The organism is Ruegeria sp. CDSB013, assembly GCF_059611165.1.
Genome location: NZ_JBXWPA010000001.1, coordinates 422,567 through 436,785, shown reverse-complemented (window position 1 = coordinate 436,785; position 14,219 = coordinate 422,567). Strand labels below are relative to the sequence as shown.

At 56.8% G+C, this 14,219-nt stretch carries 12 protein-coding genes; 3 read left to right on the top strand and 9 right to left on the bottom strand.

Annotated features, from left to right (window positions below; genetic code table 11):
• Window positions 1–63 precede the first annotated feature (63 nt).
• Window positions 64–1,038, top strand: a complete 975-nt coding sequence (gene speB, locus AC2FJF_RS02165) for an agmatinase (protein WP_496722537.1) — start codon at window positions 64–66, stop codon at window positions 1,036–1,038.
• 21 nt (window positions 1,039–1,059) lie between these two features.
• Here speB and AC2FJF_RS02160 read toward each other — a convergent pair whose 3' ends face one another.
• The 7 genes from AC2FJF_RS02160 to AC2FJF_RS02130 form a co-directional block, all read right to left on the bottom strand.
• Entirely contained in the window at window positions 1,060–2,280 is a 1,221-nt protein-coding gene (locus tag AC2FJF_RS02160) for an aminopeptidase P family protein (RefSeq protein WP_496722535.1), read from the bottom strand.
• A gap of 161 nt (window positions 2,281–2,441) precedes the next feature.
• Window positions 2,442–3,653, bottom strand: a complete 1,212-nt coding sequence (locus AC2FJF_RS02155; RefSeq protein WP_108858770.1) for an ABC transporter permease — start codon at window positions 3,651–3,653, stop codon at window positions 2,442–2,444.
• Between the two features lie 5 nt (window positions 3,654–3,658).
• Window positions 3,659–4,930 (bottom strand): ABC transporter permease, encoded by a 1,272-nt coding sequence (locus AC2FJF_RS02150; protein WP_496722532.1) that lies wholly within the window; start codon window positions 4,928–4,930, stop codon window positions 3,659–3,661.
• A 69-nt stretch (window positions 4,931–4,999) separates the two neighbouring features.
• Window positions 5,000–6,091 (bottom strand): extracellular solute-binding protein, encoded by a 1,092-nt coding sequence (locus AC2FJF_RS02145; RefSeq protein ID WP_108858772.1) that lies wholly within the window; start codon window positions 6,089–6,091, stop codon window positions 5,000–5,002.
• A 111-nt stretch (window positions 6,092–6,202) separates the two neighbouring features.
• Window positions 6,203–7,294 (bottom strand): ABC transporter ATP-binding protein, encoded by a 1,092-nt coding sequence (locus tag AC2FJF_RS02140; RefSeq protein ID WP_496720180.1) that lies wholly within the window; start codon window positions 7,292–7,294, stop codon window positions 6,203–6,205.
• A gap of 149 nt (window positions 7,295–7,443) precedes the next feature.
• On the bottom strand, window positions 7,444–8,151 hold the full coding sequence (locus AC2FJF_RS02135) for a maleate cis-trans isomerase family protein (protein WP_496722528.1): 708 nt from the start codon (window positions 8,149–8,151) through the stop codon (window positions 7,444–7,446).
• The gene (locus tag AC2FJF_RS02130; protein WP_496722527.1) at window positions 8,148–9,293 is read right to left on the bottom strand and encodes a M24 family metallopeptidase; all 1,146 of its coding nucleotides are present in this window, start codon (window positions 9,291–9,293) and stop codon (window positions 8,148–8,150) included. Before AC2FJF_RS02130 ends, AC2FJF_RS02135 begins: the two co-directional genes overlap by 4 nt.
• A 195-nt stretch (window positions 9,294–9,488) precedes the next feature.
• On the opposite strand from AC2FJF_RS02130, the gene AC2FJF_RS02125 reads away from it, so the two are divergent.
• Window positions 9,489–10,673: a M24 family metallopeptidase gene (locus AC2FJF_RS02125; protein ID WP_496722525.1), complete on the top strand. Its 1,185-nt coding sequence runs from the start codon at window positions 9,489–9,491 to the stop codon at window positions 10,671–10,673.
• On the top strand, window positions 10,670–11,827 hold the full coding sequence (argE, locus tag AC2FJF_RS02120; protein WP_496722523.1) for an acetylornithine deacetylase: 1,158 nt from the start codon (window positions 10,670–10,672) through the stop codon (window positions 11,825–11,827). Before AC2FJF_RS02125 ends, argE begins: the two co-directional genes overlap by 4 nt.
• Here argE and AC2FJF_RS02115 read toward each other — a convergent pair.
• Both AC2FJF_RS02115 and AC2FJF_RS02110 read right to left on the bottom strand, forming a co-directional pair.
• Window positions 11,824–12,690: an urea carboxylase-associated family protein gene (locus AC2FJF_RS02115; RefSeq protein WP_496722521.1), complete on the bottom strand. Its 867-nt coding sequence runs from the start codon at window positions 12,688–12,690 to the stop codon at window positions 11,824–11,826. The genes argE and AC2FJF_RS02115 overlap by 4 nt on opposite strands.
• Window positions 12,691–12,733: 43 nt before the next feature.
• The gene (locus AC2FJF_RS02110) at window positions 12,734–14,212 is read right to left on the bottom strand and encodes an aldehyde dehydrogenase (protein ID WP_496722519.1); all 1,479 of its coding nucleotides are present in this window, start codon (window positions 14,210–14,212) and stop codon (window positions 12,734–12,736) included.
• Window positions 14,213–14,219 lie beyond the last annotated feature (7 nt).

The following is a 14,219-nucleotide window of genomic DNA, read 5'->3' as shown; positions in this document are numbered from 1 at the left end:
CCTATTCAGAATTAGAAGCCCCGATTAAGCTGCGCTGGGAAAACAATAAACAGGATTCTTGGAATGACGTCTCATGGATATTCTGGCGGCCGCCTCAACCTTCCGTTTGTGGGCATTTCGACCTTTGGCAAGGCTCCGTATGTCGAGGATTGGGACAAAATCGAAGCCGACGTCGCCATCATGGGAGCCCCTTTTGATTTCGGCACGCAATGGCGTTCGGGCGCCCGTTTCGGCCCAAGGGCGGTGCGAGAGGCGTCGACCCTGTTCAGCTTTGGGCACGCAGGCGCGTATGATCACGAGGATGATGCTACCTACTTGGATGCGTCCGTCCGGATGGTCGATATCGGTGATGCGGATATCATTCACACCAAAACCGAAGAAAGCCACGCGAACATTCAGTTCGGTGTGGAAAAGATGCTGAACGCGGGCGCCCTGCCCGTCACTATCGGTGGAGATCACTCGATCAACATCCCGTGTATCAACGCTTTCGAGAAAGATTGCGAAAAAAACGGACCCATCCACGTTGTTCAGATCGACGCACATCTGGATTTCGTGGACGAACGGCATGGCGTGACCGCCGGACACGGCAACCCCATGCGACGTGCAATTGAAAAATCGTATGTTTCGGGCATGACACAATTGGGCATCCGGAACGTGTCGTCAACCGCCAAAGAAGGATATGAGGACGCCCGCGCCCGCGGGTCGGACATTTTGTCTGTTCGGCAGGTGCGCAAGCTCGGTACGGATGGCGTGTTGGCGCGCATCCCGGAAGGCGCCCGGTATTATGTCACGATTGATATCGACGCATTCTGCCCGTCCATCGCCTCTGGCACTGGCACGCCCAGCCACGGCGGGTTCCAGTACTATGATGTCTTGGAGATAATTCAGGGGCTTGCAAAACGCGGAGACGTAGTCGGGATCGACCTTGTCGAAGTGGCTCCGAATTACGACCCGACCGAAAGCACGCAGATATTGGCGGCTCAGGTTCTGCTGAACTTCATCGGGTTCATCTTTCACGAACGTGGCAAGAAGGGCTGACCGCCCTTCCTGCCAGATCAATTATGCACTGATCGTGTTGTGTTCAGGGCCATAGGGGAAGCCGGTAATGTTTTCGGCACCGGTTTCCTCGACCACCAGAATATCGTGTTCCCGGTATCCGCCTGCACCCTTCTGACCTTCGGGAATCCACAGCATCGGTTCGATCGAGACGACCATGCCGGGTTCCAGAACCGTGTCGATGTCTTCACGCAATTCCAGACCTGCCTCGCGCCCATAGTAATGGCTGAGGATACCGAAGGAGTGGCCGTACCCAAAGGACCGGTACTGCAGCAGACCCTCGTCGGCAAAGAAACAGTTGATCTCTTCGCAGATCCCCGAGCAGGTCGCGCCGGGTTTAATCAGGCTCAGACCCAGTTCGTGCGCGGCAACGTTCGCTTTCCAGATGCGTAGACTTTCGGCGTCGGGTTCGCCCAGGAACAGAGTGCGCTCCAGCGCTGTGTAATAACCTGAAATCATCGGGAAAGTGTTCAGGGATAGGATATCGCCCTTTTCCAACGCACGCTTGGTGACCGGGTTATGTGCACCATCCGTGTTCAGGCCTGACTGAAACCAAACCCATGTGTCGCGGTATTCGGCATCCGGATAGGCGCGGGCAATCTCGGCTTCCATTGCGTCACGCCCAGCCATGGCGATCTCGATTTCGGTCGCGCCTTCACGGATCGCGGCGTGGATAGCTGCGCCACCAACATCCGCAGTACGCGCGCCGCCTTTGATCAATTCGATCTCTTCGGCTGATTTCACCATCCGTGCAGCCATCGTATCAGGCGCGATATCGACCAGTTCCGGCCCACCCAACATGTCCAGCGCAGTGTCGCGCATTGCCAGGGTCATGTGGTCACCCTCGATACCGACCCGGCGCGCGGAGCCGATCAGGCTAGCTACAGCGCGCCAGTAATTGTTCCGCTTCCAATCGGTGTAGATCACGTTCTCTTCGACCGACCGGCGCCAGGGCTGCCCGGCGTCGATATTGGCCGAAACCGTGGTACAGGCATCCTGCGTTACAACACAGCCATAGGGGCGACCAAACGAGCAGTACAGGAAGCCCGAGTAGTAAGCGATGTTCTGCATCGACGTCAGCAGAACTGCGGGAATGTCCCGTGCCGCCATGGTCGCGCGCAGGCTGGCAAGGCGGCGGTCGTATTCAGCCCGGCTGAATGGCAACGGCGCTTTGTCACCGTTGTGGCAGGTGAAAAACTCGGGGCGGTTGTTCAGATCTTTCATCTTTGACTCTCCTCAACGCCGGACTGGCATCGCCCGGCCACAAGTCCCGGCGTTCAGGACGAGCGGCCTCGGGATCCGAGAGCCATGCACCCCGCGTTGCGTCACGACGCCATCGTGACCGGGGTACATGGTGAAATCGCTAAATCAGCTTTTGAGTCGCGTCAAGCCGGGGTGAGACCCCGCAGGCGTTCAGACCGCCGCCGCAGCAGTTCGACCGTGGTCAGCAGCGCGATAGAGATCACGACAAGGATGGTCGCAACGGCCAGAATGGTCGGGCTGATCTGTTCACGAAGGCCGGTGAACATCTGCCAAGGCAATGTCTTTTGGCTGGCTGATCCGACAAAGAGAACCACCACAACTTCGTCAAACGAAGTGATGAAGGCAAACAATCCGCCCGAGATTACACCCGGCAAAATCAGCGGCATCTGGATCTTGAAGAACGTCCGCACCGGACCTGCACCCATATTCGCAGCAGCCCGCGTCAGGGATTGGTCAAACCCGACTAGCGTTGCGGTCACCGTGATGATGACGAAGGGAATCCCCAGAACCGCGTGGGCCAGCACGACTTTCACATAGCCGACGAAGTTCTTGTTCATGCCCAGCGTACCTTCCAAAAAACGGCCGATGTCGCTGTAGAAAAAGAACATACCCGTGGCCGAGATGATCAGCGGAACGATCATTGGCGAGATCAGAATGCCCATGATGGCCCGACGCCCCGGAACATGCGACTGGCTGAGGCCTATCGCCGCCAGAGTGCCCAGCGATACCGAAATGATGGTCGCAATTGGTGCGATGATCAGCGAGTTCTTGAAGCTACGCTGCCATTCATTGTTGGTGAAAAAGTCGCGGTAGTGCTTCAGCGAATACCCTTCAGGGTCCAGACGCAGCATTTCGGGCGTAAAGGTGAAAAAGTCCTGCGCATTGAAAGACAGCGGCAGTACCACAAGGATCGGCGTGATCAGGAACACGAAGATTGCCCCGCAGATCACCCGGAAAGTAAAATGCCACAACACCTGACCAGCCGTCATGTAAGGCAGCAATTTTTGCCGATAGCGCCCCTCGTAGAGCCAGAAGATGAAGAAGGCAAAGAACCACCCCGCCAGCAGCCCGACGATCAAGCCCGTAATGCCTGCGAAGAAAAATCCAATTGCAGCAAGACCCAGTATCGTAATCCAGCGCGCAACGCGTTCGTTGTCCAGCACGTTGATATACAGCCATGCCAGCCCTGCCATCAAAGCAGCGCCGATCAGAATGCCCAGCAGAACGTTGTCCTGCCCGGCTCCGACGAACATGCCCAGAAATCCTCCGGCGATTGCGACAGCCGGCAGAACCACGGACAACGGTTTGCGGGATATTGGTGTAAGTGCAGCCATATTCTTTATCCCAGCTTGACGTTATCAATGCCGACGATCTTGTCGTAGCACCAGTAGAGTAGAAGAACGACCGCCAGCAGGATCGTCCCCAGCGCCGCAGCCAGTCCCCAGTTCAGAGAGGATGAGATGTGGTACGCAATCCGGTTCGAAATGAAGACACCTTTGGTGCCGCCAACGATCTCGGGAGTGATGTAGTACCCGATGGCAAGAATGAATACGAGGATCGAACCCGCGCCGATACCCGGTATCGATTGCGGGAAGTAAATCCGCCAGAAAGTCGTCCAGTTGGTGGCGCCCATGGATTTGGCCGCACGGGTATAGTACGGCGGAATCGTCTGCATGACCGAATACATCGGCAGGATCATGAACGGCAGCAGGATATGCGTCATCGCAATGATCGTGCCGAATTGATTGTTGATGATCACCAGCCTCGCATCATCGGCAACAAAGCCCAGCCAGACCAGCGTTTCGTTGATCACACCCTGCTGCTGCAACATCACTTTCCAGGCGGAGGTGCGCACAAGCAGCGAGGTCCAGAATGGCAACAGCACCAAAATCATCAGCATGTTTGAAGCCCGCATCGGCAGATTGGCGAGCAGGTAAGAAACTGGATAGGCCAGCAGAATACAGGCCCCGGTAATGATCAGCGACATGAACAATGTCCGGCCGAACAGCTTGATGAGGATGCGCTTATCTTCGGGTTGCGCTTGCGCCCCTTCGGGTGTGCGCTGCATATCAATAGCGTTCAGAAAGTATCCATTGGTGATCGGCACCGCGTGCGTCTTGATCACGCGCCACGTGTCCACGTCCCCCCAACCATCGTGAATTTCGATCAATTTTTCCTTGAACGGGGCGTCAGCTTCCGTATCCAACCGCTTGATCTGGCGTCCAGATTTTCGGAACATCGACGACATTCCCGTCTGTTCGTAGTTCAAGCGGGTACCTAGTCTTGTGTGTTGCTTGGCGTCAACGGCAACAACCATGTCGCGAATAAATGCTTCATACAAAGCTTCGTCCGGCAATTCCCCGCTCTCGGCGTCCCATTGCTGTAACTCAACGACAGTCAAAGGAAGTGTCTCTGAGACTATCCCGTTTTCGACCGATCGGAATAGCATGGAAATGATAGGTATGACGAATGATAGCAGTACAAATAGCAAAAGTGGCGCAACTAGAGCCAACGCCCGCAATTTACGCCGACGCAATGAACGCGCCAGTGATTTCTTCAGCGGCGTACCATCTGCCGCCAACATCGGACCTGATTGAGTTGCGTCGCTCATCTGCGTTCCCTGACTTTTTGACGCCGGGGCCCAACTTGGCCCCGGCTGGTTTTTTGGTTCAATCAGCGATTACTTCGCCAGCCAAGCCTGGAACTTTGCTTCGATGTCATCGCGATAGTCAGCCCAGAACTCGTAGTTGTACAGGAACGTGTTCTTGGCGTTCTCGGGATCGGTCGGCATGTGAGGTGCCATGTCGATGCCCAGGTCCGCGTGCTGACCCACCAGCGGCGCCGAAGATGCGCGGGCCGGACCGTACGAGATGTACTTGGCCTGATCCGCCAGGCGCTGCGTATCGGTTGCGAACATAATGTAGTCCAGCGCGCGCTTCTGGCGCTCTTCGCTCAGACCAGCAGGAATAATCCAGCCGTCCAGATCAAAGATCTGCGCATCCCACAGCATTGCAACGGGTTGCTTCTGCTCTTCGATCACGCTGAACAGGCGACCGTTATAGGTCGAACCCATGATGATCTCGCCGTCCGCCAGCAACTGCGGCGTGTCCGCGCCTGCAGACCACCAGACAACGTTGTCTTTGATGGTGCCTAGCTTGGCCAGGGCCTGATCCTGCCCTTCAGGAGTCGCCAGCACGTCATAGACGTCGTCTTTGGCTACGCCATCACAAATCAGCGCCCATTCCATGTTGTTGATGGCACGCTTTTCAAGCGAACGCTTGCCAGGATACGCTTCCAGATCGAAGACTGCGCAAACATCCGACGGCGGTGTGTCACCCACCAGATCCGTGCGATACCCGAATGTAGTCGAATAAACGATTTGCGGAATGAAACACTCGCTGACAAGCAAGTCACCGAAATCATCGGCAGCCGAGGTTCCGTCAGGTGCCGGGGCCAGCATGGTGTCCGGATCGATTTCCAGCGCCAAACCTTCGTCACACAGACGAATTGCGTCTGCCGCCACAACGTCGACCACGTCCCAGGTAACGTTACCCGCTTCGTTCATCGCACGCAGTTTCGCAACCGCCTCGGCCGAGCTGTCGTCGTTCAGGATCGTGACGCCGGACTTCTCGGAATAGGGCTCGTGATATGCTTTCAGCTGCGACTTGGAGTATGCGCCGCCCCATGAGACAATTGTCATTTCTTCGGCTGATGCAGCGCCGGCAACTGCCGCGATAGCACCTGCCATAAGAGTGGTTTTTGTTACTTTCATCGTTAACTCCCTGTTATTCCCGTTAATTTTGATCTTTTTGGTTGGGCCACGGGGTAACCCACCCATGCCTTTCCCCGCGCACTTTGGTGTCGTGAACGGGTTGTTCCCTGATCAGGCGTCCAACGCCCGACAGTCACGCGCAAGCCAGCCGATCTCGACTTCTTGGCCCGGTGACAGTTTGATCGCGTCCGGGGCGTTTCGCGTTTTGATGATGAAGTCGTCGTTCCCGGCAACTGAAAGCCGGAACCGGAATACATCACCCATGTAGATGAACTCTTTCACCGTTGCTTTCAGGGTATGCGCATCGGCGTGCAGGCGATCCTTGTTGAATTCCACACGCTCAGGCCGGATCGACACTTTCGTTCGATCACCTGCCGCATGGACATTGACCGGCTTGGCGTCAATTTCAGATCCGTCATCCAGCGCTACAACACATTCGTCGCCGTTAATTGACTTAATAACGCCTTCCAACGTGTTGTTTTCACCGATAAACTGAGCAACAAAGCTGTTCTCTGGCTCTTCATACAGAAGATCCGGCGGCGCAAGCTGTTGAATGCGCCCATCGTCAAATACGGCAACGCGATCCGACATTGTCAGCGCTTCGGTTTGGTCGTGGGTCACGTAGACGGTCGTAATCCCAAGTTCATGGGCCAGACGCGTGATTTCAAACTGCATATGCTCGCGCAGCTGTTTGTCGAGCGCGCCCAGTGGTTCATCCATCAGAACCAGCTCGGGTTCGAACACCAACGCGCGCGCGAGGGCGATCCGCTGTTGCTGACCACCGGACAATTGCGCCGGTCGACGGCTGCCAAAGGCCCCCATCTGCACCATATCAAGCGCCCGGCGGACTTTCTCTTCTCTTGCGTCCTTGCCGATATTCCGCACTTCCAGAGGGAAAGACAGATTTTCTGCCACCGTCATGTGCGGAAAAAGAGCGTAGTTCTGGAAAACCATGCCGATACCGCGCTTGTGCGGTGGGATGTTGTTGATCGGCCGTCCGTCCAACATAATCTCGCCATGTGTGGCTGTTTCAAACCCTGCCAGCATCATCAGGCAAGTTGTCTTGCCGGATCCCGAGGGCCCAAGCATTGTAAGAAACTCACCCTTCGGCATGGAAAGGTTAAGGTCTTTTACAACAAGGATCTCGCCATCATAAGATTTTTGGACATGCTGAAACTCGACGAACGCTGCGTCATTGGACATTTACCGATTAGTCTCCCCTGTGCAGTCCTTGCCTGCCCGGTTCATCCGGATCTCAAAGACTTGTCGAGGCCATTTAAGGACATGCAGGGTGCGGCACGCAACCAAAATATGACACGTAGGTAACGATTAAAAAGGAAGCAGCAGAGTTTTCAGGCAGAATTCAACTTGCGCATGTGCCACGCAAGGCTTTGATTGCTGGAAAGCACCGGTTTTTTAAGGCGTTCCTGCACAATCGGAATAACATCAAAAGTTCTTAGATTCGTGCAGCTTAGAAAAACAGCTTCAACTGAATCATCCTGCCCAAGACTCACTGCAGCCTCAATCAGAGACTTCCGTGAAATCCGCGCGACTTTGGCCTCTTCGGCTTCGCCGAATGTGCCAAAAACATCCATCGAAATGCCATTTTGCGCAAATGCATGGCGTAAGGGATCGTTCACTTCTTCGATATATGGCGACAAAAGTGCAAACTTTGCTACGCCAAGTTCGTGGGCGCAGGCCGAGGCCGCGCGCAATGGGTTTGTAACAACCTCTGCCTCGCAAGTTTTTTGAACCATTTGTTCGACCTGATCCGAGCCGATAACCGAGCTGGCAGAGGTGCAGCCATAACCAACCACACGATATGGTCGGGTCTTGGGCAACAGATCGGCAGCGGCAGGTAACGCGGTTTCCATTTCCGCCAGAGTATCTGTCGTCACCTCTTTGCCGCTGGGAATTCTGGAGACATAAATCGGACAGCTACGATCAGAAAAATACGCGTTGAATTCCGGCTCAAGGGTCTCGTCTGTCTGCAAGACGATCAGACCCATTGGGGGCGTGGCGGGATCATCTGCATCAACTGTATAGGGTAATCGCGTCATATCTCGGGCAACTCCATACCAGCGCGAGGGCTAAGAAAGCGGGGCTCTTCTTCGGTTATGACGATGTTTTCTTCGTGGACAAGGATCTTTCCACCCACGGCAATGCCCGGTTCAAGCGTCAGGACCATGCCTGGTTCCAAAACTGTGTGGTCGGTTGGAATGAGAGATGGCCATTCTGTCAAAGACATCCCCAAACCATGCCCCAAACGCCCTGCCCCAGTGTCAGCATCGTGGCGCGACAGCACAGAGTTCATCGCCTGAAACAAGTCAGCCGCCGTGGAGCCCGGACGCGCAATCTCGAATGCCGCATCCGATGCTTCAATCAAAGCACTGTAGGCCGACTTAACCTGCTGGCTCGCGGACCCTATTGACCAGTTGCGGTCGTAATCACTGAAATACCCATCCCAAACCAGGCCGGTGTCCAGCATCAAGACATCGCCTTGCTGCAGCAGCGTATCAGATGCCGGGGAAATTACGTCGGTATACCCACCCTGTTCCGCACCACCGGCAAGGTAGGGAACCCAATCGGCCCCCTCGTCCAGGCACAGCATTTGAAACCGGCGAAACACAGCATCCAGCGCCACGCCTTCTTTGGCGATTTCGGGAACCCGCTGAAAGGCACGCCCGGCGATGGCGCATGCCGTTTCAATCTTTGCAATCTCCGCTGATGATTTCACCATCCGCAGCGCGCGTACGATCCCTTCATCGCCGCAAAGGTCTCGCTGACCGACTGTCTGTTGCAGACGTCGAAGGTCTGCCAACGGCATCCTCACATGCGTTTCATGCCCATCTGGTAGTCCGATCTTTGCGTCGTCGGGCGTCACCTCGCGGAGTGTATCAGCCAAAAGGCTAATGCCATCGTCGGCCAGATCCGGCGCAGCCCAGGTTCGGATATCGTCGAGCCATGTCTCGGCCATAAGCGCGGCCCCGATCGAAGGGATCACCGCAATCGGCTTGCCACTGGCAGGTACAATCAGAAACCAGGGCCGTGTTGGGCTTTCCCAAAAACGCGTCAGGTAGCCGGTAAAATATCGGACCTCAGGTTCCGTCGTCAGCAAAAGGGCCGACAGACCAGAGGCTTGCATCTTGTTTTGCGCGCGTTCCGTACGTGCTGCGAACTCAGATGTGTCAAACCCCCTCATTCCGTGACCTCAGAGAAAAAGTGGATAACCTGCGCGTCTGCGTCAATTCTCAAGCAAGTGCCATTGATCAGCTTTTGTCCGCCGCGATGGGGCGTAGGTGAGATTCTCAATTTGGTGTCTTTCCCGTGATGCCCATTGACGTGATCGCATTCGTCAAGTTCTGTCAACAAAACTCGCCCAAGGCAGGAGCCTAAAATGCCCCATTCAGATCCGGCCTTCAGCCGCGCCGAGTACGACCGCAGATTGGCAAAGACCCGCGCCGCCATGGCAGCCGCCGGGTTGGATGCTTTGTTTGTCGAAGATCCTTCAAACATGGCATGGCTGACGGGCTATGAGGGCTGGTCGTTCTATGTGCATCAAGGGGTACTTGTGCTTCAGGATGCCGACCCGATCTGGTGGGGCCGAAATCAGGATGCCAACGGCGCGCGTAAAACTGTTTGGATGTCCAATGACCGGATCCACGGCTATGCGGACGAATACGTACAATCCACCGTGCGTCACCCCATGCAGGATCTGGCAGCGCTGATTGCGGATACTGGTATCGCGAAGGGGCGGATCGGTGTCGAGTTGGACAATTATTATTATTCAGCCAAAGCGCACCTGACTTTGCTGGCAGAGTTGCCCGACGCAGAGCTGGTCGACGCAAACACATTGGTGAACTGGCAGCGTGCCGTGAAATCCGATGAGGAAATTGCGCTAATGCGAAAAGCTGCGCGGATATCCGAGCATGTGACCGACGGCGTATTGGAGCGCATCGAACCGGGTATGCGCAAGAACGACCTCGTCGCGCAAATCTACCATGACGCAGTCACCGGAGTTGGCGAGGATTGGGGCGATTACGCGGCCATTGTGCCGCTGCTCCCGTCCGGCCCGGATGCCGCCGCACCGCACCTGACTTGGGACGGTGAACCATTCAAATCCGGAGAGTGTACATTTTTCGAACTGTCAGGATGCTATCGCCGTTACCACGCGCCCTTCTGCCGCTCGGTCTTTTTGGGTAAGCCACCCGACTATTTGCTTCGTGCTGAAGCCGCCCTGGTAGAAGGGCTTGAAGCGGGACTAGAGGCCGCGCGGGCCGGCAATCAGGCGCGTGATATCGCGTTGGCTCTAGCTGACCCGCTGGAACGGGCGGGTATCAAGCGCGGCGCGCGATGCGGTTATCCGATTGGCCTCAGCTACCCACCCGATTGGGGCGAACGCACGATTTCCCTGCGACCCGAGGACGAGACCGTACTGGAACCCGGCATGACCTTTCACTTCATGCCCGGCCTCTGGATGGACGATTGGGGGTTGGAGATCACCGAGCCGATCCTAATCACTGAGTCGGGTCCCGCCGAATGTTTCTGCAACCGCCCCAGAATGCTGTTTGTGAAGCCATGACTTTACCTAGAACCATGGAAATACTGGCCGACCTGATTGCTTTTGAGACGGTATCTGCGGATTCGAATCTGGAAATGATCAACTACCTGACCGAACGGCTCGAGGCATTCGGTGCGAGGTGTATCGTCACTCGAGACAAGACCGGGGCAAAGGCCAACGTGTTTGCCACCGTCGGGCCGGATCAACCCGGCGGCATCCTTTTGTCCGGCCATACGGACGTGGTACCGGTGGCCGATCAGGACTGGACGACCGATCCGTTCCAGATGGCTGAAAATGACGGCAAACTCTACGGTCGCGGCACGTGCGACATGAAGGGCTTTATCGCTGCGGCGGTGGCTTTCGGCGAAACGCTGGATGTCGGGAAGCTGACCCAGCCGCTGCACTTTGCCTTTACTTACGATGAGGAAGTCGGCTGCCTTGGTGCGCAAGCGCTGGTCGATGACTTGTCCGAACGCGGCATCGTTCCGGACATCGCGATTATCGGCGAACCGACTGAGATGCGCGTGATTGAGGGGCACAAGGGCTGCTTTGAATATACAACTCGCTTTACCGGGTTAGAGGGACACAGCTCTGCCCCCGATGACGGGGTGAATGCTGCGGAGTATGCCGCGCGATACATCGGCAAACTGCTGGAGCTGCGCCATATCCTCAAGTCCCGCGCACCCGCCGACAGCCGGTTCGAGCCGCCTTGGACGACGGTCAATATCGGCCAAATTTCAGGCGGCGTTGCCCATAACGTCATAGCCAGCAAGGCCGAGGTCTTGTGGGAGATGCGGCCCGTGCAAGCAAGCGACGCCGACCTCGTCAAAAAGACCCTTTCGGACTACGTACAGCATTCACTGTTGCCGGAAATGCAAGCGGTCCACAGCGACTCGAGCATCACGCAAGAGGCTATCGCCGAGGTCGAAGGCCTTGAACCCATGGAAGAAAACGCGGCCCGTGATTTGGTGGCTGAGCTAACAGGCGCGAACGGCACTGGTGTTGTCGCCTTTGCGACCGAGGCCGGGTTGTTCCAGAAACTGGGCGTTCACGCGATCGTCTGCGGGCCGGGTTCGATCGCTCAGGCCCACAAGGCGGACGAGTTTCTTGAAATCGAACAGTTGGACATGTGCTGCAGAATGTTAACCCGTTTGGGTCAGCGCCTGACTCGTTAACCGGTTCCGTGCGTGCGGTCATATTTTGATCGATCCGGTTGCACATGCGCCGCACGCGCTTTCTCGCCGGGATCATAGACCTCCATCACCAACGGATGGCAGGCAGCGGCATCCGAAGAATGTTCCGACGAACAATCCCCGCCGGGGCAAGCAGACAGGCCGACGATCAGGTCAATCTCGGCATAGAACTCGAGATAATCGCCAGGCCGCACCGGGCTGGCCTTCATGAAATACTGGCCCGTGTCGCGGGTAAATCCGGTGCACATGAACACGTTCAGTACGTCATGCACCAGCATTTCGGCCTCATGCAGCGGCAGGTCGCAATGGCTGGCTAGCGCGCGGGTCAGGTTCGAGTGGCAGCAATAGTGATAGTCGTCCCCCGATAGCAAACGCCCGGTATACGGATCACACCGTGTGCCAATCACGTCATGGACCGATCCGCCATAGGTATCGAACCCATACCAGTCCAGAGTATCGGCAACGATCGTCGCCATCGGTCGCATGTTGGGAAAGCTCGACCACATCCGGTCTCCGGTCGATAGGTGCGTGCCGTGCAGCGCGCGGGTTTTGCCGGAATAGAACCGCTCGGTCAGGTCATGCTTATTCCACATGTTCAGGTCGCCAACCTGAGGACCGTCGACCGAAACCACTCTGACGAAAGCGCCAGCCGGAACATCAATGCAAGCCGCGTCACGCGGGGCAGCAGTGGCCTCGGCCACCTTTACGGCACCTTCGCGCAGTTGGCCCAAACCAATCAGATCAGGCTGCTGCAACGAGTCCGGTGGGTAGCAGATTACTGGGGCAATGGCCTTGCGGTCGGCGGCATCGGTCGGTGGTGGGAAGTTCGGTTTTGTCAGTTTCATGCGCCCCTCACCTCCCTCCGGAAATCCCTGCCTTTCCGAATCCTTAGCGCATTATGAAAGGGTTCGCCATCGGCTCTTGCGCGGTGCTGATCCAGGTGGTCTTGGTTCTGGTGTAATCCAGGATCGCCTCAACGCCGGCCTCGCGGCCATATCCCGACTGATTGAACCCGCCAAACGGCGCGATAGGAGAGATCGCGCGATAAGTGTTCACCCAGCAGATCCCAGCCCTAATCCGTTTTGATACGCGATGCGCGCGCGCAAGGTTCTGCGTGAACACGCCCGACCCCAACCCGTAAGGCGTGCTGTTTGCCAGCGCGATAGCCTCTTCTTCGGTATCGAATGGCAGCAACGACATGACAGGTCCGAACATTTCGATCTTCAAGGTTTCGGTCTCGGGTGACACGCATTCGACCAAAGTGGGATTCATGTAATTTCCGGGACGGTCTGCAGTTTCTCCGCCGAAATGGATCGTCGCGCCCTGCCCCTGCGCTTTGTCCAAGGTCTCTTCGATCTTGCGCACCTGCGCTGCCGTGCAAAGCGGTCCAACATGCGTTTCGGGCTGCAAAGGATCACCCAACCGGATGGCGCTGGCCTTTTCGGCGATCCGTTCGACCAGAGGTTCCAGGATTGACCGATGCACCAGCCCCCGTGTACCCGCCACACAACTCTGACCGGATGCGCCGAAGTTACCTGCGATCAGACCGTTTGCTGCACCGTCCATATCGGCGTCCTCAAACACGAGGATCGGGGATTTCCCACCCAATTCCAATGACGTGACCGCAAAGTTCTCAGCCGAGTTTCGCACCACATGGCGGGCGGTCTCTGGCCCGCCGGTAAAAGCAATTCGGTCGACATCAGGATGGCGGGTCAGTGGAATTGCACAGTTTTCGGCGTCACCGGTGATGACCGACACAACGCCGGACGGGAACCCAGCCTGTTCAATCAGCTTGGCGAATTCCAGCATGGGTGCGGGCGCGATTTCCGATGCTTTCAGCACCACGGAACACCCGGCAGCCAACGCCGGGCCCAGCTTGGTCGCGGTCAGGAACATCTGGGCATTCCACGGCACGATCGCGGCCACGACTCCAATCGGTTCTCGTGAGGTAAAGACATGCATGTCAGGCTTGTCGATGGGCAGGACCGTGCCTTCGATCTTGTCTGCCAGACCCGCATAGTAGCGGTAGTAATCGGCAACATATCCGGTTTGCGCCGAGGTTTCCGCCAACAGCTTTCCGCTGTCGGTCGTCTCCAACTCACCCAGGCGCTTGGCGTTTTCTGCCACCAGATCGGCAAGACGATACAGCAGCTTGCCCCGCTGCGTCTGTGTCATATCCCGCCATTCCGGGTCATCCAGAACCCGTTTGGCGGCGGCGATGGCGAGTTCAACATCACTGGGCGCGGCGCACGCGAATGTGGCCCACCCCTGGCCCGTGGCCGGGTTCTGTGACGTCATCACCTGCGAGGCTGATCCTTCGGTCCAGACGCCGTCAATGAACAGCTGAAAATGCGGTAGGTTTCCCATGGTGGTC

Bases quoted from the DNA above. Each gene is read 5' to 3' on its own strand.
- argE (WP_496722523.1), top strand. From the start codon at position 10,670: ATGACTTTACCTAGAACCATGGAAATACTGGCCGACCTGATTGCTTTT.
- AC2FJF_RS02110 (WP_496722519.1), bottom strand. From the start codon at position 14,212: ATGGGAAACCTACCGCATTTTCAGCTGTTCATTGACGGCGTCTGGACC.
- AC2FJF_RS02145 (WP_108858772.1), bottom strand. From the start codon at position 6,091: ATGAAAGTAACAAAAACCACTCTTATGGCAGGTGCTATCGCGGCAGTT.
- AC2FJF_RS02150 (WP_496722532.1), bottom strand. From the start codon at position 4,930: ATGAGCGACGCAACTCAATCAGGTCCGATGTTGGCGGCAGATGGTACG.
- AC2FJF_RS02135 (WP_496722528.1), bottom strand. From the start codon at position 8,151: ATGACGCGATTACCCTATACAGTTGATGCAGATGATCCCGCCACGCCC.
- AC2FJF_RS02115 (WP_496722521.1), bottom strand. From the start codon at position 12,690: ATGAAACTGACAAAACCGAACTTCCCACCACCGACCGATGCCGCCGAC.
- AC2FJF_RS02155 (WP_108858770.1), bottom strand. From the start codon at position 3,653: ATGGCTGCACTTACACCAATATCCCGCAAACCGTTGTCCGTGGTTCTG.
- speB (WP_496722537.1), top strand. From the start codon at position 64: ATGACGTCTCATGGATATTCTGGCGGCCGCCTCAACCTTCCGTTTGTG.
- AC2FJF_RS02125 (WP_496722525.1), top strand. From the start codon at position 9,489: ATGCCCCATTCAGATCCGGCCTTCAGCCGCGCCGAGTACGACCGCAGA.
- AC2FJF_RS02140 (WP_496720180.1), bottom strand. From the start codon at position 7,294: ATGTCCAATGACGCAGCGTTCGTCGAGTTTCAGCATGTCCAAAAATCT.
- AC2FJF_RS02130 (WP_496722527.1), bottom strand. From the start codon at position 9,293: ATGAGGGGGTTTGACACATCTGAGTTCGCAGCACGTACGGAACGCGCG.
- AC2FJF_RS02160 (WP_496722535.1), bottom strand. From the start codon at position 2,280: ATGAAAGATCTGAACAACCGCCCCGAGTTTTTCACCTGCCACAACGGT.